The organism is Neorhizobium galegae (genome assembly GCF_017877055.1).
Lineage (GTDB): Bacteria > Pseudomonadota > Alphaproteobacteria > Rhizobiales > Rhizobiaceae > Neorhizobium > Neorhizobium galegae_D.
Genome location: NZ_JAGIPG010000001.1, coordinates 142997 through 166205 on the forward strand (window position 1 = coordinate 142997; position 23209 = coordinate 166205).

Consider the following 23209-nt stretch of genomic DNA (forward strand, 5'->3'; position numbering starts at 1 on the left):
TCCTCACTGATTGCCGGTCGCGGCGCGCACCAGCGCTTCGGCGCTCAGAGCCTCGCGCTCGAAGACACCGGCGGCCAGGCCCTCGCGCATCACCATCACCCGGTCGGACATGCCGAGGATTTCGGGAAGCTCGGAGGACACCATGATGATCGACAGGCCTTCGGCGGCGAGTTCGCCGATGAAGGCGTGCACGGCGGCCTTGGAGCCGATGTCGATGCCCTTGGTCGGCTCGTCGAGAATGATCACCTTCGGCTGGGTCGCCAGCCATTTGCCGATGACGACCTTCTGCTGGTTGCCGCCCGACAGGGTGCCGACCGGCACCGAAAGAGCGGCGGCGCGCAGGTCCAACCGTTCGGCATATTTTCGCGCAAGCGCCAGTTCGTTGGCGGCCTTCAGGAAACCCGAGCGTGATGTCTTGCCGAGCGATGGCAGCGACATATTCTGGAAGATCGGCATGGGCAGTGCCAGGCCGTGGCGACCGCGTTCCTCCGGCACGTAGACGATGCCGGCGCGGATCGCGTCGCCCGAGGAGCGGATGTCGAGCGGCTTGCCTTCCAGCACCAGCCGGCCGGAGGAGGGCCGGGTCACGCCGAACAGCGACTGGCAGAGCTCCGAACGTCCGGCGCCGATCAAGCCGTAGAGCCCAAGGATTTCGCCGCGGCGGAGCTCGAAGGAAATGTCGCGGAATTCGGTCGGGTGGCAGTAGCTTTCGACACGGAAGACCGGCGCGCCGATCGCAACCTCGACCTTGGGGAAAACGTCCTTGACGTCGCGGCCGACCATCAGCCGGACGATCTCGTCCTGCGGCGTCTGCTTCAACCGGCCCTGGCCGACGGCACGGCCGTCGCGGAATACCACGAAATTCTCGGCGATCTCATAGACCTCGTCGAACTTGTGGCTGATGAAGAGGATCGCCTTGCCCTGGCGTTTCAGGTTCTCGACGATGCGGAAGAGATCGTCGATCTCCTTGCGGGACAGGGCCGCGGTCGGTTCGTCCATGATGACGATACGCGCCTCGACGGACAGCGCCCGGGCAATCGCCACGAGATGGCGCTGGGCGATCGACAGGTCGCGCAGGCGGATCGTCGGGTCGATCTCGCTTTCGAGCTGGAGCATCAGGGCCTTGGCGCCGGAATTGATCCTGCGCCAGTCGATCGTGCCGAACCGGGTGCGCGGCGCATGGCCAAGAAAGATGTTTTCCGCGACGCTCAGCTCGTCGAAGAGGACGGTTTCCTGATGGATGGCGGTGACGCCGGCGTCGATCGCGGCCTGGGCGCTCGCGAATGTGGTGGGCACGCCGTCGATCAGGATTTCGCCCTCGTTCGGGCGGTAGATGCCGGTCAGGATCTTGACCAGCGTCGACTTGCCGGCGCCGTTTTCGCCGATCAGAGCCGTCACCTGGCCGGGGTAAAGCCTGATGCTGACGCCATCGAGGGCTTTGACGCCCGGAAAGATCTGGCTGATGCCGCGCATTTCCAGGATCGGCATTGCTTCCGTCGTCGGTGCCGGTCGGGGCGATCGGTCTTGAATTTTCGTAACGCCGTTCATCAGGGACATTTTCCGACGAGTCTTTGAGATTACGTCTGGTTATTTTTCGCGCGCAAAAGTCGACGATTCCGAGTTTGGAGCGGCCCTCACCCGGCCTCCGCTCCGCTGGCCACCCTCTCCTCGAGGGGAGAGGAGGGAATAGCGAAGGCGCGACATATTTCTTCTCCCCGACGGGGAGAAAGTGCCGGCAGGCGGATGAGGGGGCTCGCACCTGCCGGCAAGGGAGTTCTCCGGATCAGAAGATCTTGGAGAACTCGTCGATGTTCTTGGCATTATAGACGAACGGGTCGGCCATGGCGGCCTCGCCATTGTCGCCCACCTTGATCGAGCCCATGCGGCCGGCCTTGATGGCCGAGCCGGGCTTGGCGTCTGTATCGCCCTTGACGAGATGATAGGCGATCTGGGTGGCCGAATAACCGAGGTCGATCGGGTTCCAGATGGCGAATTCCTTGGTCGCGCCCGACTTGATGGCGCCGGCCATTTCGGACGGCAGGCCGAGGCCGGTCACGTAGACCTTGCCGATCATGCCGGCATCCTTGACGGCCTGCGAGGCGGCCAGCACGCCGACCGTAGTCGGGGCGACGATGACCTTGACGTTCGGCTGCGATTTCAGGAGGCCCTGCGCTTCGCGGTAGGACTTGTCGGCCAGGTCGTCACCATAGACCGTGGTTGCGAGGTTCAGGCCGGGGAAATCCTTGAGCTGCTTCTTCATCTCGGCAATCCAGGTGTTCTGGTTCGTCGAGGTGGTGGTGGCCGAGAGGATGGCGAAATCGCCCTTGCCGCCGTCGAGATGATCCTTGGCGAGCGTCAGGCACATCTTGCCGATCAGCTCGTTGGAAGACGGGTTTAGGTGCATGATGCGGCCTTCCTTGGCCACCGCAGAATCCCAGGAGATCACCTTGATGCCGCGCTGTGCGGCCTTCTTCAGCGCCGGGATGACGGCATCCGGATCGTTGGCGGAGATGGCGATCGCGTCCACCCCTTGAGCGATCAGCGAATTGATCACTTCGATCTGGCCTTCGGCCGTCGTGGAGGTCGGGCCTGTATAGATGACCTGGACCCCGCCGAGTTCCTTGGCCGCTTCCTGGGCACCCTTGTTGGCGGCCTCGAAGAAGCCGTTGCCGAGCGATTTGACGACAAGCGCGATCTTCATGTCGGCGGCATTTGCCGCCGTCGTCATTGCGGCGAAGGCAAGTGCCACGCCGAGAGCGAGTTTCTTTGCAAGTTTCATGGTTGGTCCTCCCAGTTGATAGTTCGATCTTCCTCCCGCCGGTCGCTCCTCATGCGGCCGACGAGGAATCCTGCTTGGCCACGTCCGCCGAAACGGCACCGGCGATAATCAGCTTGACGCCCGCATCCTCGATCATCCGTACCGCGTCGTCGGTCACGCCGTCATCGGTGATGACCGTCGTCACCCGTTCCAGCGGGCAGAGAATGAGGCTCGATCGGCGCGAAAACTTCGATGAATCCACCATCACGATCAGTTCCTCGGCCTGATGCATCAGCTTCTGTTCGCTCTGGATCACCAGCGCGTCTGCTTCCATCACGCCGAGCGGGCCGACCCCCTGCGCCCCGATGAACATGCGCCGCGCATAAAAATTGCGGATTGCGTCATTGTCGAAAGGCGACAGGATCAGGCTCTGCTCGCGATAGATCGCGCCACCCGGTATGGTCACCGTGTTCTTCGAATGCTTGACCAGATGTTCGGCGATCGCAAACGAATTGGTCATCACCTGCAGGCGCCGTGCCGACATGAAATGTACCATCTGGAACGTCGTGGTCCCGCCGTTGATGATGACGCTGTCGCCTTCGTTGCAGAGTTCGACCGCACGGCGGGCGATGGCGCGCTTCTTGTCGATATTGACCGATTCCGAAACTCGGAACGACCGGGCGGCGAGCTGGCCGATCTGCGGCGGATGAACCGCCTCCGCGCCGCCGCGGACACGCCGCAGCTTGCCCTGAACGTGCAGCGAGGCGATGTCGCGCCGGATCGTCGCTTCCGAGGCCTCGGTCAATTCGGCGATATCCTGCACCGTGACGACGGGCTTTTCCTGGACGGCGCTCAAGATGATGCGATGGCGTTCACGTTCGTGCATGGGGCTCCTCCTCGCCGACAACTATTGCTGGAAAATTTATGATGTCAATCAGAAACGATCAAATTCGCTTTTATTGCGTTGCACAATGAAAGTTTATGATCGTTTCTGATTGACAGGTGCTGCGGCAATGCGCGATACCCACAACAGGGAGATGGCGACCGCCTCGTCGCCGTGAGCCGAAACACGTTGGGAGGACAAGCGATGTCGGGCCAAACCCGCCTTCTCGAAAACCGTTGGGATGATGTTCAGGCCACCAAGCTCGATGAGCCCGGCAAGCTGCTCTATCGCTCCAATCTTCTCGGTGCCGACAAGCGCATCACCAATTACGGCGGCGGCAATACCTCGGCCAAGGTGATGGAAACCGACCCGCTGACTGGCGAAAAGGTGAAGGTCATGTGGGTAAAGGGCTCGGGCGGCGATGTCGGCACGATCAAGCTTGACGGTTTCGCCACCCTCTACATGGATAAGCTGGAAGCACTGAAGGGGCTCTACAAGGGCGTCGAGGACGAGGACCGCATGGTCGGCTTCCTGCCGCACTGCACCTTCAACCTCAATCCGCGCGCCGCCTCGATCGACACGCCGCTGCACGGTTTCGTGCCGTTCACGCATGTCGACCACATGCACCCGGATGCGATCATTGCGATTGCGGCTTCGAAGAATTCTCGGGAGCTGACGCAGCAGATCTTTGGCAACGAGATCGGCTGGCTGCCGTGGCGGCGGCCGGGTTTCCAGCTCGGGCTCGATCTCGAAGCGTTCGTCAAGGCTAACCCGACGGCCAAGGGCGTCGTGCTGGAAAGCCACGGCCTGTTCACCTGGGCGGATGACGCCAAGGTCTGCTACGAACTGACGCTCGACATCATCAATAAGGCGATCGAATGGTTCGCCAAGGAAACTGAAGGCAAGACGATCTTCGGTGGTGCAGTGGCACAGAGCCTGCCCGCGGCCGAGCGCCGGGCGATCGTTGCAAAGCTGATGCCGGAAATCCGCAGCCGGATCGGCAAGGCGGAGCGCAAGCTCGGCCATTTCGACGATCAGGACGCGGTGCTGGAATTCGTCAATTCCAGGGATCTGAAGCCGCTCGGAGCGCTCGGCACCTCTTGCCCAGACCATTTCCTGCGTACAAAAATCCGCCCGCTGATCCTTGATTTCGATCCCGCGAAGCCGGATGTCAATGCGGTTCTCGCCGGTCTCGATAAGGCGCTCGAAGACTACCGCGCCGACTATACGCGCTATTATGAAGCCTGCAGGCACGATAATTCGCCGAAGATCCGCGATCCCAACCCCGTCATCTTCCTGATCCCCGGTGTCGGCCTTCTGTCGTTTGCGCGGGACAAGGCGACCGCCCGCATTGCCGGCGAGTTCTACGTCAACGCCATCAACGTGATGCGCGGCGCGTCCACCGTTTCCGAATATCAGGGCCTACCGGAGCAGGAGGCGTTCGACATCGAATACTGGCTGCTCGAAGAGGCCAAGCTGCAGCGCATGCCGAAGCCGAAAAGCCTTGCCGGGCAGGTGGCGTTCGTCACCGGCGGCGCCGGCGGCATCGGGCGGGCGACCGCAGCCCGGTTGATGGGCGAGGGCGCCTGCGTGGTGCTTGCCGATATCGACGGCGGCGCGCTCGAGACGACCAAAGCCGATTTCGAAAAATCCTTCGGCAAGGATGCGGTGCGCGGGGTTCTGCTCGACGTGACGACCGAAGACGCGGTGATCACGGCGTTTGCCGAGGCCTGCGTCGAATTCGGCGGCGTCGATATCCTCGTCTCAAATGCCGGGATTGCGTCCTCCGCACCGGTCGAGGAAACGACGCTCGCGATGTGGAGCAAGAATATCGACATCCTGGCGACCGGCTATTTCCTTGTCTCGCGGGAGGCGTTCCGGCTGTTCCGACGCCAGAAGCTCGGTGGCAACGTGGTGTTCGTCGCTTCCAAGAACGGACTTGCCTCGTCGCCGAACGCATCGGCCTATTGCACCGCGAAGGCAGCCGAAATCCATCTGGCTCGCTGCCTGGCCCTGGAAGGCGCCGATGCTGGTATCCGTGTCAATACGGTCAATCCGGATGCGGTGCTGCGTGGCTCGAAGATCTGGAACGGCGAATGGCGCGAACAGCGTGCCGCTTCCTCGAAGATCGAAGTGAGCGATCTGGAGGAGCATTACCGCAAGCGGTCACTGCTGAAGCTGAATGTATTCCCTGAAGATATTGCCGAGGCGATCTACTTCCTGGCGTCGGATGCCTCGGCGAAATCGACCGGCAACATCATCAACGTGGATGCCGGCAACGCGCAGAGTTTTACACGGTAACCTGGTTGCCGTCGCTTGGACTGAGTTGTCAGACGTTGGCTGAAAGGAATGATGCGGGAACGGGAACGGCATTCTTCACCCTCATTCCTGTGACAAGCAAAGGAATGAGGGAACTTGAAGCGGGCGTCCAGAGCCGCCATGCAGGTTGGGGAGGAACACATGCCTGAATTGAATATCTCCGCGGACATCGTCGCTGTCGAAAATGACAAGCGCTTGAGCGCGCTCAAATCCGATTACGAGGCGCTCGGCGAAAACCTGTCGCGGCGTGGTCTCGATATCGAAACGATCACCGGAGAGGTCGAAGAATTCTTCGTCGCGGTACCGTCTTGGGGCGTCGGCACCGGCGGCACGCGTTTCGCCCGTTTTCCGGGCCAAGGCGAGCCGCGCGGCATTTTCGACAAGCTCGACGATTGCTCGGTGATCAATCAGCTCACAACGGCGACGCCGACCGTTTCGCTGCATATCCCCTGGGACAAGGCAGATGCGAAGGAATTGCGCGCCAAGGGCGACGTGCTGGGTCTCGGGTTCGACGCGATGAACTCAAACACGTTTTCCGATGCGCCGGGGCAGGCGCATTCCTATAAATACGGTTCGCTCAGCCACACGGACTCCGCGACGCGCGCCCAGGCGATCGAGCACAATCTCGAATGTATCGAGATCGGCAAGGCGATCGGCTCCAAGGCTCTGACGGTGTGGATCGGCGACGGTTCGAACTTTCCGGGCCAGAGCCATTTCACGCGGGCGTTCGAGCGCTACCTTGCGTCGATGGTGGAGATCTACAAGGCGTTGCCGGACGATTGGCGGCTGTTTTCCGAACACAAGATGTACGAGCCGGCCTTCTATTCCACGGTCGTGCAGGACTGGGGCACCAACTATCTGATCGCCAATACGCTGGGACCAAAGGCCTTCTGCCTCGTCGATCTCGGGCATCACGCGCCGAACACCAATATCGAGATGATCGTGGCTCGCCTCATCCAGTTCGGAAAGCTTGGCGGTTTTCACTTCAACGATTCCAAATATGGCGATGACGACCTCGATGCCGGTGCGATCGAGCCCTACCGCCTTTTCCTGGTCTTCAATGAACTGGTGGATGCCGAGCATCGCGGGATCAAAGACTTCCGCCCGGCGCATATGATCGACCAGTCGCACAACGTCACCGATCCGATCGAAAGCCTGATTTCCAGCGCCAACGAGATCCGCCGCGCCTATGCCCAGGCATTGCTGGTCGATCGGCGCGCGCTCGACGGCTTCCAGCAGGACAACGATGCACTGATGGCCTCCGAGACGTTGAAACGCGCCTATCGCACCGACGTAGAGCCGATTTTGGCCGAGGCCCGACGCCGTGCTGGCGGAGCGATCGATCCGGTCGCTACGTATCGGGCCAGCGGTTACCGGAAAAAGGTCGCGCTCGAACGTCCAGCCTCTGCCAGCGGCGGTGGCGGGATCGTCTGATCCCTCTGACCTGTCAGGATGCCGGCGGATAAGTTCCGCCGGCGGCCATTTCCTATCGTGCGACCGAGTGACCGCGATCAGGTGTTCCGGCCGATTGCGCGTTCCATGCGGCTGAGGCCCTCCTCAAGCAGGGCACGCGGGCATCCGAAATTGACGCGGACGAAGTTGCCGTAGGCCTCCCCGAATTCCGATCCGGCGTTGAAGCCAACCTTGCCGTGCTCGAGGAAATGACTCTGGGCATCCGGCTTCAGGCCGAGTTCGGTGCAGTCGAGCCAGGCAAGGAACGTGCCTTCCGACTTTATGAGCTTGATCTTGGGAAACCGGCGCGCGATTTCGGCCGACAGGTAGTCGCGGTTGGCCTCTATATAGGCGAGCATCCGCGTCTTCCAGTCGCCAGCCTTCGAGAAGGCCGCAAGCGTCGCCTCGAGCCCGATGATATTGGCATTGTCGACCATTCCGAGCCGCGCCTGGTTGAATTTCTCGCGGATCGCCTTGTTGCCGATAATCGCGAAGGCGGTCTTGAGGCCGGCGATATTGTAGGTCTTGCTGGCTGCCATCAGCGTGATCGTGCGGTTCGCAGCGTCTTGCGAAAGCGTGGCGATCGGTACGTGGCGGCGGCCGTCGAACAGAAGGTCGCAATGGATTTCGTCGGAGATGATCAGCGTATCGTTCTGATGGCAGAGGTCGGCGATCGTCTTCAGTTCTTCCGCCGTGAATACTTTGCCTGTGGGGTTGTGCGGGTTGCAGAACAGCAGCGCCTTCGACTTCGCCAGTTGCGCCGCCAGAACCTCCGTATCCATCACATAGCCATCGGCGGTCGGCACAAGCGGCGCCTCGCGGCGAACAAGGTTCCAGGTCGCCGGAGCTTCGAGGATGGGACGATAGACCGGTGTCTGGACCAGCACGCCGTCGCCAGGCTTGAGCATCGCGTGCAGCGCCATGTTGAAGCCGGGAACGACGCCTGGAAGGAAGACGATCTCGTCTGGCGAAACGGTCCAGCCGTATTTTTCCTGCATGTCGGCGATAATCTGCGCTCGCAGTTCTTCACGGGCGACGCCGTAGCCGAGCACCGGATGTTCGAGCCGGTTGCGGATGGCATCGACGATCTCCGGCGCCGCGGGGAAGTCCATGTCGGCGACCCACATGGGCAGCACGTCGTCCGGATACTTGCTCCACTTCGAGCTGCCGGTGCCCCGGCGTTCGTGCACCGCATCGAAATCGGTCATGCTCTCAAATCCCCTGTTATCATTCTGCCGTTCAAATTGGCCGGCCATCCTCATTTTCGACGCCTGCCGCGAACCGGGCAAAGCGTAAAATCCGCCCCGTTGTCCCTAACCGGCCGCGCGCCTGTCAACGCCTTTCTTTGCATAACCGGTGAGCGCAGCGTCCCGCGCTTGTCTTGCGAGCAGCCTGGTTCGGTATTGGGATGACGCGGATCAATCTGGAGGAAAGTTCAGGCGCGGATCAGGATGTGCGCTTCCATAGCCGCCTCGACGAAGGCCTTTCTGGCTTCTTCCGGCTTGCGTTTTCCGGCATCCACCGCGGCGAAGATGTCAAGCGCCCGGTCGAGGGCCGTGCCATCCTCCGCCGGCCAGTCTTCGATCATCGCCCAGGCAGCGGCCTGCGTCGTTTCGATCACGGTTTCGGCCGGCGGCTCGCCGATCGATATGACGACCGGCTTGTTCCAGGGCGTATTCATTCTGTTCAGCGTCCCGTCTCGTCCATGCCGGTCTCATAGACCGATTTGACGGCCGTGGCGAGGGTCGCTCTCGCTAGAGCAAGCCTCGTGCAGCGAGGTTCTTCATCAGCGCCGAGATGCCGAAGTTCCAGGGGGGGCATTCGGTCGAGAGGCGTACCGTGTTGCGCAGAGTGCCGAGGTCCGGAGAAGAGATCTCGACGATGTCGCCGATCTTGTGGGTAAACCCCTGGTTCGGCACGTCGCGATCCTCCGTCGGCGCAAACAGCGTGCCGAGAAACAACATGAAGCCGTCGGGATATTGATGATGCTCGCCGCATGTATGCTTGACCAGATCGAGCGGGTCGCGGCTGATCTGCGACATTGAGCTCTTGCCGTTGAGGACATATCCCTCCGGCCCGGTGACGCGCAGGTCGAGTTCGGCATTGCGGACATCGTCCAATCCGTAATCTTCATCGAAGAGGCGGATGAAAGGCCCGATCGAGCAGGAGGCATTGTTGTCCTTCGCCTTGCCGAGCAGAAGCGCCGACCGCCCCTCGACGTCGCGCAGGTTGACGTCGTTGCCGAGCGTCGCTCCCTTGATCTCGCCCCGGCTGTTGACCGCGAGCACGATTTCCGGCTCCGGGTTGTTCCAGGTCGAGACAGGATGGAGGCCGACATCCGCGCCCCAGCCGACGGAGGCGAGCACCGGGGCCTTGGTGAAGACTTCCGCATCCGGGCCGATCCCGACTTCGAGATATTGCGACCACATGCCTTCCTTGATCAGCGCTTCCTTGACGCTGGCGGATTGCGGCGAACCGGCCTTCAGGTCCTTGAGGCTGCCGCCGATGATCGTGCTGACCGTCTGGCGGATGGCCGCGGCTCTATCCGGATTGCCGGCCGCCTTCTCCTCGATGACCCGCTCGATCATCGATTGCGCGAACGTCACGCCGCAGGCCTTGATCGCCTGGAGATCGGCGGGAGCCAGCAGGTGGGGACGCGACGGATCGGGCCTGCCCGTGCTGTTCCTGGCAAGATCTTCCAACGTCCCGATGACCGGGCCTGCGGCATTTCGGACAAAGTCCGCAACATCGACGCGCTCCAGAAGCGCGCTGAGGGTCGGCGCGTCCCGGCTGGTGATATCGACCAGACCACCGTCCCGCAGCGTGACGACGCTCGGGCCTGAAACAGCAGGATTCCAGACGCGGCCGACAAAAAGGCCGTTGGCAAACGTATCGATGAGATTGTCGGTCATGTTGGTCAATCTGCCTCCCGTTAGATGTGGCCGAATGAGCCACCCTATCTTCTCTTGTTCTTCCGCTCGGCGCGCAGCGGTTTTCAGCTCGCAGCCAAGGCTGTGTGTTTTCGCTGTCGAAGACGTATTCGTCCAGCCCCAGATGACAAATTAGATCGAGATTTGTGGGGATGCCGTCGGCGTCGCGCTGCCGATCAAGAGGTTCAGCGCTCTCGGCTGAAAACCTCTCGTGTCAGGAGTCGCTAATCTCATTCTCAGCGGCCACCGCTGCGCGTCTCTGCCTCCCCATTGACAGGGCGGCTGCGTCCTATATTCTGTTATAAAAGTCTATATAACATAATTGTGGAACATAAAACGGGAGACTACCATGAAATTGAAACTTGCATTCCTCGTTGCAACGGCGCTCGTCGCCATGCCGTCATTTCTGATGGCGCAGGAAAAAGGCGGCGTCATCAACGTCGCAACCATCGGCGAGCCGCCGACGCTCGATCCGATGACATCGACAGCCGATCTCGTAGGTATCGTCACCCAGCACATTTTCGAGACGCTCTACACATTCAACAAGAAGTGGGATGTCACGCCGCTTCTGGCGGAAAGCCTGCCGGAGGTGAGTGCCGACGGCAAGACCTATACGATCAAGCTGCGTAGCGGCATCAAGTTCCATGACGGCAGCGACATGACCTCGGAAGACGTGGTCGCCTCGCTCACCCGCTGGACCAAGCTCGCCTCGCGCGGCAAGCAGGCCGCAGGCTTCATCGAATCCGTCTCCGCCGCCGATCCGGCGACCGTGACGATCAAGCTGAAGCAGCCCTATGCGCCGCTCGTCTCGCTGCTCGCCTTCAACAACTCTGCCGCAATCATCATCCCGGCCGAGAAGCAGGCCGACACGATGACCGACTTTGTCGGTACTGGACCCTATATGCTGAAGGAGCGCAAGGCGGACCAGTATATCCAGCTTACCCGCTTCAAGGACTACAAGCCGCGTTCGGGCGAGAGCGACGGTTATGGCGGCGCCCGCCACCAGTATCTCGACGAGATCCGTTTCGTGCCGGTTCCGGACCCGAACACCCGCGTCGAAGCCGCCGTTTCCGGCCAGTACGACTACATCGACTCGCTGCCGGTCGAATCCTTCGACAAGGTGAAGGCCTCGAAGGCCACCCAGCCGCTGCTCCTGAAGCCGTTCGGCTATCCGGTCTTTGTCTTCAATACCGCAGAAGGGGCTGCCAAGAGCCTTGACGTCCGAAAGGCGATCCGTCAGGCGCTCAGCATGGAAGACATGCTTGCCGCCGCCTTCGGCAGCAAGGACTTCTACGCGCTCGATGGCAATATCTACCCGGCCTCCTTCACCTGGAGCACGGATGCTGGCGTGAAGGGCAATTACAACGTCGCCGATCCGGAAGGTGCTGCCAAGGCAGCCAAGGCCGCCGGTTATGACGGCAAGCCGATCCGCATCCTGACCAGCCGCCAATACGAGTTCCACTACAAGATGGCGCAGGTCGCAGCCGAGTATCTGAAACTTGCCGGCTTTGCTGTCGACATGCAGGTGGTCGACTGGGCGACGCTCACCCAGCGCCGCACCGACAAGGCGCTCTGGGACATCTACATCACCCACAGCCCGTTCCTGCCGGAGCCGGCACTGATCGGTTCGCTGGCGCCGACCTCGCCGGGCTGGTGGGATACGCCCGCCAGAAAGGCGGCCGTGGATGCTTTCTCGGCCGAGTCGGATCCGAAGAAGCGCGTCGAGCTCTGGGCCACTGTCCAGAAGGCCATGTATGACGAGGCGCCTTTCATGAAGATCGGCGATTTCAACGCGGTCTCCGCCATCTCCACCAAACTTCAGGGCGTCGATCCGGCTCCGTGGCCCTATTTCTGGAACGCATCGATCAAGAAGTAATAGTCCTCCCAAGGGACGCGGATGCCGGTTTACGGACCGGCATCTGTCTTCGATGATGTCCGCAATGCCGGACACAGGAAAACCTTCGTATGATACGCTATATCCTTCAACGCCTTGCCGGCATGATCGTGGTGATGTTTCTCGTCGTGACGATCGTCTTCGTGATCGTTCGCGTGACGCCCGGCGATCCGGCCGCGGTCATGCTAGGTCCGGATGCCACGGCCCAGGACGTCGCCGAACTGCGCACGCGCCTCGGCCTCGATCAGTCCATCGCAGTTCAATATGTCTTCTATATCGGCCAGCTTCTGAGGGGCGACCTCGGCCAGTCGATATTTCTCAACATGCCGGTGACGTCAGCGCTTCTCGACCGCGCCGAACCAACATTTTTCCTGACGATCTTCTCGTTGGCGATTGCCAGCGTCATCGCACTGCCGATCGGCATCTATGCGGCTTACCGGCGCGGGTCCTTCGTGGACCAGGCCGCGACGACGGTCGCGATGCTGGCTGCCAGCATTCCGAGCTTCTGGCTCGGCCTCATCCTGATGCAGTTCTTTGCCGTGCGGATGAATTTCTTCCCGGTTTCCGGCTATGGCGGGCCGGGCGCCAGCTTTGCCGAACGGATGTACCACCTGACGCTACCGGCCTTCGCGCTCGGCCTCGTTTCCTCCGCGCTGATCCTGCGGTTTACCCGGGCCTCGATGCTGGACGTGCTCGGCGACGATTACATCCGCACCGCCCGCGCGAAGGGGCTGATCGAGCGGCGGGTCGTGCTGAAACACGCGCTGAAGAACGCGCTGATCCCCATCCTCACCGTTCTGGGCTTGACTGCTGCGGTGCTGATTTCCGGCGCCGTCGTCACCGAAACCGTGTTCGGCCTGCCGGGCGTCGGCAATCTGGTCGTTTCGGCGGTGCTGCGGCGTGACTATCCCGTCATCCAGGGTGCGCTGCTCGTCATCGCCGCCCTCTACGTCCTGATCAATTTCGCAATCGACATGCTCTATCTGCTGGTCGATCCAAGGGTGCGCTACTGATGGCGGAAATTGTCACCACCAAGCCGGCCTCGAGCGAGGGCGCCAAGTTCTTCCGCCGTTTCCTGAAACGCAAGACGGTCGCGCTCGGACTGGTCGTCATCGTGATCTTCGTTCTGCTCGCGGTTTTCGCGCCGTGGATCGCGCCCTATTCGCCGTCGAAGCTGTCGATCGTCAACCGGCTGAAGCCGCCGAGCGAGATCTACTGGTTCGGCACCGACGAGTTCGGCCGCGATATCTTCTCGCGCACGATCTATGCGGGGCGGCTGTCGCTGCTCGTCGGGGCGGCGGTCGTCACTCTTTCGGCCGTCATTGGCGTGACGCTCGGACTGCTGGCCGGCTTCTTCCAGAAGCTCGATACGCCGATCGCCCGGCTGATCGATGCGATGATGGCCTTTCCGGATATCCTGCTCGCGATCGCACTGGTCGCAGCGCTCGGGCCGTCGCTGGTGACGGTGATCATCGCACTGTCGATCGTCTATTCGCCGCGGCTTGCCCGTATCGTCCGGGCCTCGACGCTGGTGATCCGCGAACTGCCTTACGTGGAGGCGGCGAAGGCGTTGGGCATTTCGACCTTCCACATCATGACGCGGCATGTGCTGCGTAACCTGATATCGCCGATCCTGGTGCAGGGCACGTTCCTGTTTGCCAGCGCCATGCTCGCCGAAGCCGGACTTTCGTTCCTCGGCCTCGGCGTCAGCCCGGAAATCCCGACCTGGGGAACGATGATCTCCGCCGGCCGCCAATATGTCGGCCAGGCCGACTGGATGACCTATTTCCCGGGCTTTGCCATCATTCTTTCCGTCCTGTCGCTGCAGATGGTCGGCGACGGATTGCGGGACATGCTCGATCCAAGACTTCGAAAGGACCTGTAAATGACCGGTGAAACAGCGGGCCAGCCGCTCCTCCTCACCAATGTGAAGCCGATGGCTTTCGGCGGCAATGCGGCCTCCGGCACGACCGACATCCTGGTCGGCGCCGACGGAAAGATCTCCGCGATCGGCCCGTCGCTTGCAGCCCCCGCGGATGCGATCCGCGTCGATGGCAAGGGCGCCTTCATCTCGCCCGGCTGGATCGACCTGCATGTGCATATCTGGCACGGCGGCACAGATATCTCGATCCGTCCGTCCGAATGCGGCGCCGAGCGTGGAGTGACGACGCTGGTCGATGCGGGATCTGCCGGCGAAGCCAATTTCCACGGTTTTCGCGAATACATCATCGAGCCGTCGAAGGAGCGCATCAAGGCGTTCCTGAACCTCGGTTCGATCGGCCTCGTCGCCTGCAACCGCGTCGCCGAACTGCGTGATATCCGCGATATCGACCTCGACCGCATCCTCGAATGTTATGCGGAGAACAAGGAGCATATCGTCGGCATCAAGGTGCGGGCGAGCCACGTCATCACCGGTTCCTGGGGCGTTACGCCGGTGAAGCTCGGCAAGAAGATCGCCAAGATTCTCAAGGTTCCGATGATGGTGCATGTCGGCGAACCGCCGGCGCTTTATGACGAGGTGCTGGAAATCTTAGGCCCCGGCGACGTCGTCACCCATTGCTTCAACGGCAAGGCTGGTTCGAGTATCATGGAAGACGAGGATCTCTACAATCTTGCCGAACGCTGCGCCGGCGAGGGCATCCGTCTCGACATCGGCCATGGCGGCGCGTCCTTCTCGTTCAAGGTGGCGGAAGCAGCGATCGCCCGCGGCCTGCTGCCCTATTCGATCTCGACCGACCTGCACGGCCATTCGATGAACTTCCCGGTCTGGGACCTGGCGACCACCATGTCCAAGCTGCTGTCGGTCGGCATGCCTTTCGACAAGGTGGTGGAAGCGGTCACCCATCACCCGGCTTCGGTCATCAAGCTCTCGATGGAAAACCGGCTGTCGGTCGGTGTACGGGCCGATTTCACGATCTTCGATCTCATCGATGCAGATCTCGAGGCGACCGATTCCAACGGTGACGTTTCGCGTCTGCAGAAACTGTTCGAGCCGCGTTACGCCGTCATCGGTTCGGAAGCGATCACCGCCAGCCGCTATATCCCGCGGGCCCGCAAGCTCGTTCGCCACAGCCACGGTTACTCGTGGCGTTGAGGCGCATTCTTGAAATCGCATGACAGGAGTTGACGTGAACACGTCTTCAGCAAAAGCCGCTCCCACGGCACAGACACCTTACGATCGGCTGAGCGAGCTTGGCATCAAGCTGCCGCCGCCGCCGCCGCCGATCGCCAATTTCGTCACGCATGTGCGTGAAGGCAATATGCTCTACCTCTCCGGCCAGGGGCCGCGCGAGGCGGATGGCCATCTGCATGCCGGCAAGGTGGGCGCCGATGTCAGCGTCGATCTCGCCTATCAGCATGCGCGGCTCGTCGGCATCAACCTGCTTGCGGTCATACACGAGGCGCTTGGCGACCTTTCGCGGGTGAAGCGGGTGGTGAAACTGCTCGGCATGGTCAATGCCGTGCCGGATTTCGAGGATCATCCGAGTGTCATCAATGGCTGCTCGGACCTCTTCATTGCGGTGTTCGGCGATGCGGGCCAGCATGCCCGTTCGGCGGTCGGTTTCGGCTCGCTGCCGGGCAATATCACCGTCGAAATCGAGGCGATCGTCTCGCTGAACGACTGAGGAGGCAAGGTCAGTGGTTGCGCCAACCCATCAGCTTCTCGATCCGCTGGGCGGAAGCACGGACATGTTCCGTATAGTGGTTCCCGTCGGACACGACCTTCTGTTCCGGCAGCACGATGGAAATGGTGGCGACGCACTCACCGCTCCGGTCGCAGACCGGCGAGGCGATGCAGGCAACCGCATAATCGGACTCCGCCACCTGGATGGACAGCCGTTCCTCGAAGGCCTTGCCGGCCGAGTCCGACAGCGTGCGGGCGTCGATCTCGGCGCGGCCGGTGGGCGAGGTGCGGGCGCAGCGCTTGAACAGCTCGATCCGCTCGGCCTCCGGCAGGTGCCCGACGAGAAGCCGGCCGGAGGCCGTCCAGTTGAGCGGCACGCGGGTGCCGACGCGGGAGGCGACCTGGTAATGGCTCGGGCCGTCCGCCATGGCGAGCACCAGCATGTAGTCGCCATCGCGGCCACAGACCTGCACGGTTTCGCCCGCCTGCCGGCAGAGGTCGTGCATCTCGTGGGTTGCGACGCTCATGAAATCCAGCGATCGGGCATAGGCGAGGCCGTAATGGTAGAGCCGGGCGCCGAGCCAGATCGAGCCGTCGGCATTGCGGGCGAGCATGTTCTTTTCGACCAGATCGTCGATGATCACATAAACGGTCGACAGCGGCGCCTTGACCGCCTTGGCGATCGCATAGGCGCCGGACGGCGCACCCGTTTCGTAGAGATAGTCGATCACCTGCAGCGCGCGGTCGATGCCGCTCACGCGCGAGCGGCGCGCGCCCTTGGCTTCGACTTCGGAACCGGCGTCGCCGGAAAGGTCTGCGGATGAAGTCTTTGCGTCCAATTCAACGCTCCTCGTCTGTTTTCGAGAGGCTATTACATTATTATGGCATATCTGTCGATGGCAATTCGCCATTGGCCGCCACTTTGGAGAACCACAATGAGCGATGATATCCGCACCCAGATCGGCCTTCGCCCGGTCATCAACGTTTCCGGGACAATGACCAGCCTCGGGGCCTCGATTGTCGTTCCCGAAGCGATCCAGGCGATGGCGGCGATCCTGCCGCAATTCGTCGAGATCAACGATCTGCAGCGCAAGGCGAGCGCGATCATCGCCCGGTTGACCGGCGGTGAGGCGGGCTTCGTCACGGCCTCCTGTTCCTCGGGCATCAGCCTCGCAGTCGCGGGCGCCATTACCGGCAACAATCTGCTGGCGATCGAGAAGCTGCCGGATACCGTGCCGGACAAGAACGAAGTGCTCGTGCAGATGGGCCACGTGGTGAGCTACGGCGCACCGGTGGACCAGGCGATCCGGCTCGCCGGCGGCAAGGTGGTGCTGGTCGGCCAGGCGACCTCGACGCATCGTTACCATATGGAAAACGCGATCACCGAGAAGACGGCCGCCGCTGTCTACGTCGTCTCGCATCACGTGGTCGACTACGGTCTGCTCAACCTCGTCGAGTTCGTGGAGATCGCCCATGCGAAGGGCGTGCCGGTCATCGTCGATGCGGCTTCCGAATATGACCTCAGGCTCTTCCTGGCGCAAGGCGCCGATATCGTCCTCTATTCCGGCCACAAGTTCCTCGGCGGCCCGACTTCAGGCATCGTTGCCGGCAAAAAGGAACTGGTGCGCAGCGCCTTCCTGCAGAACATGGGCATCGGCCGCGGCATGAAGGTCGGCAAGGAAAGCATCTTCGGCGTCATGGCGGCGCTGGAAGCCTGGGAGAAGCGTGATCATGCGGGTATCCGCGAACGCGAGACGGGTTACCTCAATCTCTGGAAACGGATGCTCGACGGTCGCCCGGGCGTCACCGCCCTGATCGAACCCGATCCGACTAACAATCCGCTCGACCGCATGCGCGTCATCATCTCCGCGCAGGAAGCGCATATCACCGCCTGGGATCTGGCCGCAGCGCTCGGCCGTGGCAATCCACCAATCATCGTCCGCGACCACGAGGTGGAGCATCACTACTTCTACCTCGATCCCTGCAACCTGCATCCGGGCCAGGAAACCATCGTCGCGGCCCGTCTGACCGAGGAGATCGACAAGGCGCGCGCCTCCAACGAGATCATCGCCACCCCGATCGAAGAACGCAGCCGTCACCGCTTCGACAGTGCGCTTCGCTGGCCGGACTGAGCACCGGAACCGATAAAGAAAGACAGGGAACGATCATGGCCATCTCGCAAGCACAACCCGTCCAGTCCGCTCAGCCGGTCCTCTCGGTGGAGAACCTGACCACCTCGTTCAATGTGGACGGCGAGTGGAAGTCGGTCGTGCGTGGCGTTTCCTTCACCGTCGCTCCCGGCGAAACCGTTGCGATCGTCGGCGAAAGCGGGTCTGGCAAGAGCGTCACCTCGCTCTCCATCATGCGGCTGCTGCAGGAGGGAACCAGCCGCATCGAGGGCAAGATCATGCTCGGCGGGCGCAATCTTCTGGCGCTTCCGGAAAACGAGATGCGCAAGGTGCGCGGCAACGATGTGGCGATGATCTTTCAGGAGCCGATGACGAGCCTCAACCCGCTCTTCACCATCGGCGACCAGATTTCCGAGGCGCTGCTGTGCCACAAGACGATGTCGGCGGCGCAGGCGAAGGCCGAGACCATTCGGCTGCTGGAAAAGGTCCGCATTCCGTCGGCCGCCTCGCGTTTCGACGAATATCCGCATCGTTTCTCGGGCGGCATGCGCCAGCGCGTGATGATCGCGATGGCCTTGGCCTCCAAGCCGAAGCTGCTGATCGCCGACGAGCCGACGACGGCGCTCGACGTGACGATCCAAGGTCAGATCCTCGATCTCATCAAGATGTTGCAGGACGAGGAGGGCACGTCCGTCCTGTTCATCACCCATGACATGGGCGTAGTGGCCGAAGTCGCCGACCGGACGATCGTCATGTATCGCGGCGAGCAGGTCGAGACAGGCGACACGCCCGACATCTTCCACCGTGGCAAACATCCTTATACGCGAGCGTTGCTTGCCGCCGTGCCGGTGCTCGGCTCGATGCAGAAATACGAGCGGCCGCTACGCTTTCCCGTCGTCAATGTGGCGACCGGGGAATCCGATGTGCAGGTGGAGGTCGCCGATACGGTCGCCGCCAACGATCGGCCTATTCTGGAGGTGAAGAACCTCACCAAGCGTTTCGATATCCATTCCGGCCTGTTCGGTCGCGTAAGCGGGCGGGTGCATGCGGTCGAGAACGTCTCCTTCGATCTCCATGCCGGCGAGACGCTGTCGCTGGTCGGCGAAAGCGGCTGCGGCAAGTCGACGACGGGCCGGGCCATCATGCGGCTGATCGAGCCGGATGCCGGTTCGGTTGTCGTCGAGGGCCGCGATGTGTTGGCGCTCGACAAGCGGGAGATGCGCGAGATGCGCAAATCCGTGCAGATGATCTTCCAGGATCCGTTCGCCTCGCTCAACCCGCGCATGACGATCGGCCAGGCGATCGCCGAGCCCTATCTGGAACATAAGATGGGGACGGCAAAGCAGGCGAAGGAGGTCGTCGCCGACATGCTGCGCAAGGTCGGCCTGACACCCGACATGGTCAACCGCTACCCGCACGAGTTCTCCGGTGGGCAGCGCCAACGCATCTGCATCGCCCGGGCGCTTGCGCTCGAGCCCAAGGTAATCGTCGCGGATGAAAGCGTCTCGGCGCTCGACGTTTCGATCAAGGCGCAGGTGATCAACCTGATGCTCGATCTGCAGCAGAGCCTGAACCTCGCCTTCCTGTTCATCTCCCACGACATGGCGGTGGTCGAGCGGGTCAGCCATCGGGTGGCGGTGATGTATCTCGGCGAAATCGTCGAGATCGGCCCACGCGCCTCCGTGTTCGGCAATCCGCAGCATGAATACACGAAGAAACTGATGGCGGCCGTGCCGGTGCCGGACCCCGATCGCCGCCGCGAAAAACGAATGGTTGCGAGCGACGAGCTGAAAAGCCCGATCCGCTCAGTCGACTACAAGGTGAACCCGCTCGGCTACAAGACCGTTTCACCGGGTCATCTGGTTGCGATGTAAAGATTGCGCTCGGCGTGCGAGGCCGTCAGTCGATCACCGCCTCGATCAGGAACGGACCCTTGCGGCTGAGCGCGCCGTCGAACAGCTTGACGAATACTTCGATCGTCCTCGCCTGGCCGGACTCGACGCCGAGGCCCTTGGCGAGCGAGCACCAGTCGAGCTTCGGAGCATCGAGATCGAGCATGCGCTGGGCGTTGCGGCCATAGGCGTTGACGCCGACATTGGCCATCGGCGGATTGCCGGCTTAGGTGTCGCCGAGCCCGCCCGGATGAGCCGCATTCATGATCTGCGCCTTGCCAGTGAAGGCCGGGAGCGGGATGATATTGGAGTATGCGCTGATCGCAGGCTTCGCCGCATTACCGCAAGGCCACCGCCTGAGGCGCAGGCTGCAATCGATCGTCGTGGATTTCCATGGAGCGCTGTTCCGCCTGAGAGTGGCCTACTTCCTCCATCAGGCCACGAAGCCGATAGGCTGATGGATATAGCTCATTTGGTGCAACTGCCTGCGACTCATGTGCGTGTTATCCTCCGCCCCTGCGGATCAGAGAGGATTTTCGCTCATGTTCAGGTGCAGAGACTGCAAGGACACGGGCTGGGTTTGTGAAGCTCATCCTGCCAAACCGTATACCGGTACCCGATGCTGCGGCTGCGGAGCGGTTGAAATGCCATGTCCCCACTGCCTCGCGATCCACGACCTGGACAAATATCCGGAGTTGGTGCGGGTCTTGCCGAAGCTGCTTGGCGCCGAGATCAGATCGGTCCAAGGTTTTGCAGAACGCTCCGACGGAGCGCAAACGCGGACCTGAAGGCGAACTTTCCTTGAGAAAAACCTGCGCCCTTACAAAAAGATCCTCTTCAGTTTTATGAAGGGAACTTTATGCATCAACATTTGTTTCTTCCCGCCTGGAGGTGCGATGCATGGCGGTGTTTCTGGTCATATTGGAATTTGAGAAGGTTGAATCATACAATCGGGCGCGGAAAAGGATTCAGCCGCTGGTAACCTGCAAGTTATCCGGAACTGCATGGTTGGTAGAATTCGATGGAGATGCTTCGGAGCTGCAGCGATATCTTGAGGAAATTATCCTCCAGAATGACAGCTTGTTCGTTTCGGCGTTGAGCCATGATTGGGCGAGCATCAACATGCATACGGCAAGGCGCTGGCTTACGGAGAGGCATGCAACCAACCCTGAGTGATCACCGCAAACCGGTGGTGCCGGGAAGATTAAAGCCCCAGTCTGGTAAGCCGCCAATTCCAGGTTGACCGGGGCCGTGGGTAATTTATATATAGACATACTCTTGGTGTTCTGATTGAGCCTAACCGCAGATCGGGAGATGGAGGAGGAGTAGACGCTGGGAGGTTGTCAGCGTCGCTTCTGCCACGGGTTGGATTTCGCAGTTTCAAGTGGCCGCCACGCTATCCCCGGGAGGTCGGGTTTCATGGTGAGATATTTTCTGAATGTCGATCTGAAGGACGGTTTTATTCCGGACACCGAAGGCCTTGACTTCCTCAATATCGAGAGAGCCATGGCTGAAGTCATATCCGGAATGAGAGACATCGTCGTTGAGCATATTCAGCAGGGAGAAGCCTTGGCTTTGCGGGCGATTTCCATCACTGACGATGCCGGCCATCTCATATCGATCGTTACTTTGGCCGACGCTCTCAACGGCTCCCTGCCCGGCATAGCGGTATCAGGCCTCAGGTCTAGGTGGGGAAACCGTAACGTTCGGTGATCCCCCAGAACATCCTGTTGATCGCGACGAGCGAATTGATGCTTTCGCGGATCCGGCCGATTTCGCGCGTGTCGAGTTCCTCGATCTTCCCGTATTTGATCTCGTCCCTGCTTTCGAAGATCCGCATCGATTGCGTGATGTTGCGGCCGCTGTCGGGATCGAACGAATAAATGCAGTGGTTGTATTTATTGCGAAGCTTGGCTTCGTCGGAAAGGCGACGGGTGGCCTCCAGGATTTCCCTGCGGCAGGCCGGTGCGGTCTTGCGCATCTTGGTCAGCCGTTCCACGAGGTCGACGCGGGCCCGGGTCGTATTCAAGGTCAGGAAGATGATGATCGCCGTTTCCTTGTCCACTTTGGCGAGACCTGCGATCATGTGGATCAGCAGGCTTTCCGTATTGGTCCAGGTATAATTCAGCTGTCCGATCAGGAGCAGGATGTCCTGGAGCCTAGTACTTGTCGCCCGAGAGGGAGTGGCCGTCCTGGCCGCGGTTGGTGTCGCCTGCATTGCCGGTCGTATCCTTGCGTCTATATTCAAAATAGAGAGCGACGACTTCCGTTCTGTTATGCACGCCGAGTTTGGTGATGATGTTGTGGATATGAATCTTTACGGTATGTTCGGACAGGCCCAGGGCGGCCGCGATGATCTTGTTCTGATTGCCCATGGCCATCCTGACAAGAATTTCGTTCTCACGTTTTGTCAGCTTTTCGATCGCGGATTTGCCGGCCTGATATAAGGCTGGCTTGAGATCCGCCGGCTCTTCGCCTTCCAGAGATGCACTTCTCTGGGCACGGTAACCCGTAGAAGGGAAATACGTGCCACCCTTCAATATGATCCGCAGGCCTGACAGAAAGAGGTCGAGATTGACATTGAACGGCAGTATGCCCTGGACGTTTTCAAGCTCTTTCGCTCTTCGATGATCGGAGGCTATCTCGCCATCATCGGTACCCATCAGCGCAAGGGTGGCAGCAGGATGGTGCCTGGCGAGCTCCGGCCAGTACTCGGCGAGAGCGGAGGCAAGGCGGACATCCGCCAGTACGAGCTGCACAGGATTGTCGAATTCCACCGAGGCCAGTTTCAGGTCGGGGACAGTCTTGACGCTGAGCCATGGAAACTCGCTTTCGATGGCCGCCGTCATCGCGGTGGAGATTGTTCCGGGTGAGCAGATGAAGAGGAGTGTTCGGATCGCATTCATTCTCTTCAGGGCGTTTGTTGCCAGATCCAAGCCGACATGTTGCGAAATACCATGCGGAATTTGCATGGAAATGTCCCCTTCCCGTCGTTGATCGAAAGTACACGCAAAGTGGTGCTCCGAAGATCTTATTAGGGAACGGTAAACCAAGAGCCGAATGCTGGGAATAGACCGAAGGATTTATGGAATAGATCGAATCGGCCACGGAATGAGGCTTCCAAGGTCGTTTCCAGGCGAACGGATCATGATCAGGCAGCGTTTCCACCCGTTGAGAGCGAGTTGCTGCATACATAAGGGTAAACACCCGCCGATTTTGGTTACGTCTTCTTGATTAGATCATATAGCCCATCTAACTATGCTCACATAGTATTCATCAGGTTGCGCTAGACCGAAATATTACCTTATTTCTTCTGCTCATTCGGGA

Annotated in this window: 20 protein-coding genes and 1 pseudogene; 11 read left to right on the forward strand and 10 right to left on the reverse strand. The window is 60.9% G+C overall.

Features of this window, described 5'->3' with window-relative positions; all coding sequences use genetic code 11:
• Positions 1-3: 3 nt before the first annotated feature.
• The 3 genes from J2857_RS00670 to J2857_RS00680 all read right to left on the reverse strand — a co-directional run bounded on the left by J2857_RS00670 (position 4) and on the right by J2857_RS00680 (position 3644).
• On the reverse strand, positions 4-1488 hold the full coding sequence (locus tag J2857_RS00670) for a sugar ABC transporter ATP-binding protein (protein WP_210008083.1): 1485 nt from the start codon (positions 1486-1488) through the stop codon (positions 4-6).
• 295 nt (positions 1489-1783) lie between these two features.
• Positions 1784-2779, reverse strand: a complete 996-nt coding sequence (rhaS, locus tag J2857_RS00675) for a rhamnose ABC transporter substrate-binding protein (protein WP_210008084.1) — start codon at positions 2777-2779, stop codon at positions 1784-1786.
• Positions 2780-2828: 49 nt separating this feature from the next.
• Positions 2829-3644 carry a DeoR/GlpR family DNA-binding transcription regulator gene (locus J2857_RS00680; protein ID WP_210008085.1) on the reverse strand — a complete coding sequence of 272 codons (816 nt, stop codon included), beginning with the start codon at positions 3642-3644 and terminating at the stop codon, positions 2829-2831.
• Between the two features lie 201 nt (positions 3645-3845).
• On the opposite strand from J2857_RS00680, the gene J2857_RS00685 reads away from it, so the two are divergent.
• On the forward strand, positions 3846-5942 hold the full coding sequence (locus J2857_RS00685) for a bifunctional rhamnulose-1-phosphate aldolase/short-chain dehydrogenase (RefSeq protein ID WP_210008086.1): 2097 nt from the start codon (positions 3846-3848) through the stop codon (positions 5940-5942).
• Between the two features lie 159 nt (positions 5943-6101).
• Positions 6102-7394 carry an L-rhamnose catabolism isomerase gene (gene rhaI, locus J2857_RS00690; RefSeq protein ID WP_210008087.1) on the forward strand — a complete coding sequence of 431 codons (1293 nt, stop codon included), beginning with the start codon at positions 6102-6104 and terminating at the stop codon, positions 7392-7394.
• Between the two features lie 77 nt (positions 7395-7471).
• On the opposite strand, the gene J2857_RS00695 is transcribed toward rhaI, so the two are convergent.
• From J2857_RS00695 to J2857_RS00705, 3 genes are all read right to left on the reverse strand, one after another.
• Positions 7472-8620: a MalY/PatB family protein gene (locus tag J2857_RS00695; RefSeq protein ID WP_210008088.1), complete on the reverse strand. Its 1149-nt coding sequence runs from the start codon at positions 8618-8620 to the stop codon at positions 7472-7474.
• A 227-nt stretch (positions 8621-8847) separates the two neighbouring features.
• Entirely contained in the window at positions 8848-9093 is a 246-nt protein-coding gene (locus J2857_RS00700) for a DUF982 domain-containing protein (RefSeq protein ID WP_210008089.1), read from the reverse strand.
• Between the two features lie 73 nt (positions 9094-9166).
• Positions 9167-10324 carry a fumarylacetoacetate hydrolase family protein gene (locus J2857_RS00705; RefSeq protein ID WP_210009967.1) on the reverse strand — a complete coding sequence of 386 codons (1158 nt, stop codon included), beginning with the start codon at positions 10322-10324 and terminating at the stop codon, positions 9167-9169.
• A gap of 367 nt (positions 10325-10691) precedes the next feature.
• On the opposite strand from J2857_RS00705, the gene J2857_RS00710 reads away from it, so the two are divergent.
• The 5 genes from J2857_RS00710 to J2857_RS00730 all read left to right on the forward strand — a co-directional run bounded on the left by J2857_RS00710 (position 10692) and on the right by J2857_RS00730 (position 15862).
• Complete coding sequence (locus J2857_RS00710) at positions 10692-12218, forward strand: ABC transporter substrate-binding protein (protein ID WP_210008090.1); 1527 nt, start codon at positions 10692-10694, stop codon at positions 12216-12218.
• Positions 12219-12307: 89 nt separating this feature from the next.
• Positions 12308-13249, forward strand: coding sequence for an ABC transporter permease (locus J2857_RS00715; protein ID WP_046604245.1), 942 nt, complete (start codon positions 12308-12310; stop codon positions 13247-13249).
• Entirely contained in the window at positions 13249-14121 is an 873-nt protein-coding gene (locus J2857_RS00720; protein WP_037085749.1) for an ABC transporter permease, read from the forward strand. The genes J2857_RS00715 and J2857_RS00720 overlap by 1 nt, the downstream gene beginning before the upstream one ends.
• Entirely contained in the window at positions 14122-15330 is a 1209-nt protein-coding gene (locus J2857_RS00725) for an amidohydrolase/deacetylase family metallohydrolase (RefSeq protein ID WP_210008091.1), read from the forward strand. It abuts the gene before it with no gap.
• 19 nt (positions 15331-15349) lie between these two features.
• On the forward strand, positions 15350-15862 hold the full coding sequence (locus tag J2857_RS00730) for a RidA family protein (protein ID WP_210008092.1): 513 nt from the start codon (positions 15350-15352) through the stop codon (positions 15860-15862).
• A gap of 10 nt (positions 15863-15872) precedes the next feature.
• Here J2857_RS00730 and J2857_RS00735 read toward each other — a convergent pair whose 3' ends face one another.
• Positions 15873-16700, reverse strand: a complete 828-nt coding sequence (locus tag J2857_RS00735; protein ID WP_210008093.1) for an IclR family transcriptional regulator — start codon at positions 16698-16700, stop codon at positions 15873-15875.
• A gap of 96 nt (positions 16701-16796) precedes the next feature.
• Here J2857_RS00735 and J2857_RS00740 point away from each other — a divergent pair, with 96 nt between their 5' ends.
• Together J2857_RS00740 and J2857_RS00745 are read left to right on the forward strand one after the other, a co-directional pair.
• Positions 16797-17993, forward strand: a complete 1197-nt coding sequence (locus tag J2857_RS00740) for an aminotransferase class V-fold PLP-dependent enzyme (protein WP_210008094.1) — start codon at positions 16797-16799, stop codon at positions 17991-17993.
• Positions 17994-18028: 35 nt separating this feature from the next.
• Positions 18029-19864, forward strand: coding sequence for an ABC transporter ATP-binding protein (locus J2857_RS00745; RefSeq protein ID WP_210008095.1), 1836 nt, complete (start codon positions 18029-18031; stop codon positions 19862-19864).
• A gap of 25 nt (positions 19865-19889) precedes the next feature.
• On the opposite strand, the pseudogene J2857_RS00750 reads toward J2857_RS00745, so the two are convergent.
• Positions 19890-20093, reverse strand: a pseudogene (locus tag J2857_RS00750) (acetolactate synthase large subunit); the annotation flags it as partial.
• Between the two features lie 689 nt (positions 20094-20782).
• On the opposite strand from J2857_RS00750, the gene J2857_RS00755 reads away from it, so the two are divergent.
• Both J2857_RS00755 and J2857_RS31465 read left to right on the forward strand, forming a co-directional pair.
• A complete protein-coding gene (locus tag J2857_RS00755) occupies positions 20783-21058 on the forward strand; it encodes a hypothetical protein (protein WP_210008096.1) in 276 nt (91 codons plus the stop codon).
• A 243-nt stretch (positions 21059-21301) separates the two neighbouring features.
• A complete protein-coding gene (locus tag J2857_RS31465) occupies positions 21302-21595 on the forward strand; it encodes a DUF6894 family protein (protein ID WP_432420132.1) in 294 nt (97 codons plus the stop codon).
• Here J2857_RS31465 and J2857_RS00765 read toward each other — a convergent pair.
• Together J2857_RS00765 and J2857_RS00770 are read right to left on the reverse strand one after the other, a co-directional pair.
• Positions 21567-22100, reverse strand: coding sequence for a hypothetical protein (locus tag J2857_RS00765; protein ID WP_245362967.1), 534 nt, complete (start codon positions 22098-22100; stop codon positions 21567-21569). The genes J2857_RS31465 and J2857_RS00765 overlap by 29 nt on opposite strands.
• Positions 22042-22854 carry a helix-turn-helix transcriptional regulator gene (locus tag J2857_RS00770; RefSeq protein ID WP_210008098.1) on the reverse strand — a complete coding sequence of 271 codons (813 nt, stop codon included), beginning with the start codon at positions 22852-22854 and terminating at the stop codon, positions 22042-22044. Before J2857_RS00770 ends, J2857_RS00765 begins: the two co-directional genes overlap by 59 nt.
• Between the last annotated feature and the right edge of the window lie 355 nt (positions 22855-23209).

Coding starts and splice junctions, on each gene's coding strand:
- J2857_RS00670 (WP_210008083.1), bottom strand. CDS start 1,488: ATGCCGATCCTGGAAATGCGCGGCATCAGCCAGATCTTTCCGGGCGTC.
- rhaS (WP_210008084.1), bottom strand. CDS start 2,779: ATGAAACTTGCAAAGAAACTCGCTCTCGGCGTGGCACTTGCCTTCGCC.
- J2857_RS00680 (WP_210008085.1), bottom strand. CDS start 3,644: ATGCACGAACGTGAACGCCATCGCATCATCTTGAGCGCCGTCCAGGAA.
- J2857_RS00685 (WP_210008086.1), top strand. CDS start 3,846: ATGTCGGGCCAAACCCGCCTTCTCGAAAACCGTTGGGATGATGTTCAG.
- rhaI (WP_210008087.1), top strand. CDS start 6,102: ATGCCTGAATTGAATATCTCCGCGGACATCGTCGCTGTCGAAAATGAC.
- J2857_RS00695 (WP_210008088.1), bottom strand. CDS start 8,620: ATGACCGATTTCGATGCGGTGCACGAACGCCGGGGCACCGGCAGCTCG.
- J2857_RS00700 (WP_210008089.1), bottom strand. CDS start 9,093: ATGAATACGCCCTGGAACAAGCCGGTCGTCATATCGATCGGCGAGCCG.
- J2857_RS00705 (WP_210009967.1), bottom strand. CDS start 10,324: ATGACCGACAATCTCATCGATACGTTTGCCAACGGCCTTTTTGTCGGC.
- J2857_RS00710 (WP_210008090.1), top strand. CDS start 10,692: ATGAAATTGAAACTTGCATTCCTCGTTGCAACGGCGCTCGTCGCCATG.
- J2857_RS00715 (WP_046604245.1), top strand. CDS start 12,308: ATGATACGCTATATCCTTCAACGCCTTGCCGGCATGATCGTGGTGATG.
- J2857_RS00720 (WP_037085749.1), top strand. CDS start 13,249: ATGGCGGAAATTGTCACCACCAAGCCGGCCTCGAGCGAGGGCGCCAAG.
- J2857_RS00725 (WP_210008091.1), top strand. CDS start 14,122: ATGACCGGTGAAACAGCGGGCCAGCCGCTCCTCCTCACCAATGTGAAG.
- J2857_RS00730 (WP_210008092.1), top strand. CDS start 15,350: ATGACAGGAGTTGACGTGAACACGTCTTCAGCAAAAGCCGCTCCCACG.
- J2857_RS00740 (WP_210008094.1), top strand. CDS start 16,797: ATGAGCGATGATATCCGCACCCAGATCGGCCTTCGCCCGGTCATCAAC.
- J2857_RS00745 (WP_210008095.1), top strand. CDS start 18,029: ATGGCCATCTCGCAAGCACAACCCGTCCAGTCCGCTCAGCCGGTCCTC.
- J2857_RS00755 (WP_210008096.1), top strand. CDS start 20,783: ATGGCGGTGTTTCTGGTCATATTGGAATTTGAGAAGGTTGAATCATAC.
- J2857_RS31465 (WP_432420132.1), top strand. CDS start 21,302: ATGGTGAGATATTTTCTGAATGTCGATCTGAAGGACGGTTTTATTCCG.
- J2857_RS00765 (WP_245362967.1), bottom strand. CDS start 22,100: ATGCAGGCGACACCAACCGCGGCCAGGACGGCCACTCCCTCTCGGGCG.
- J2857_RS00770 (WP_210008098.1), bottom strand. CDS start 22,854: ATGCAAATTCCGCATGGTATTTCGCAACATGTCGGCTTGGATCTGGCA.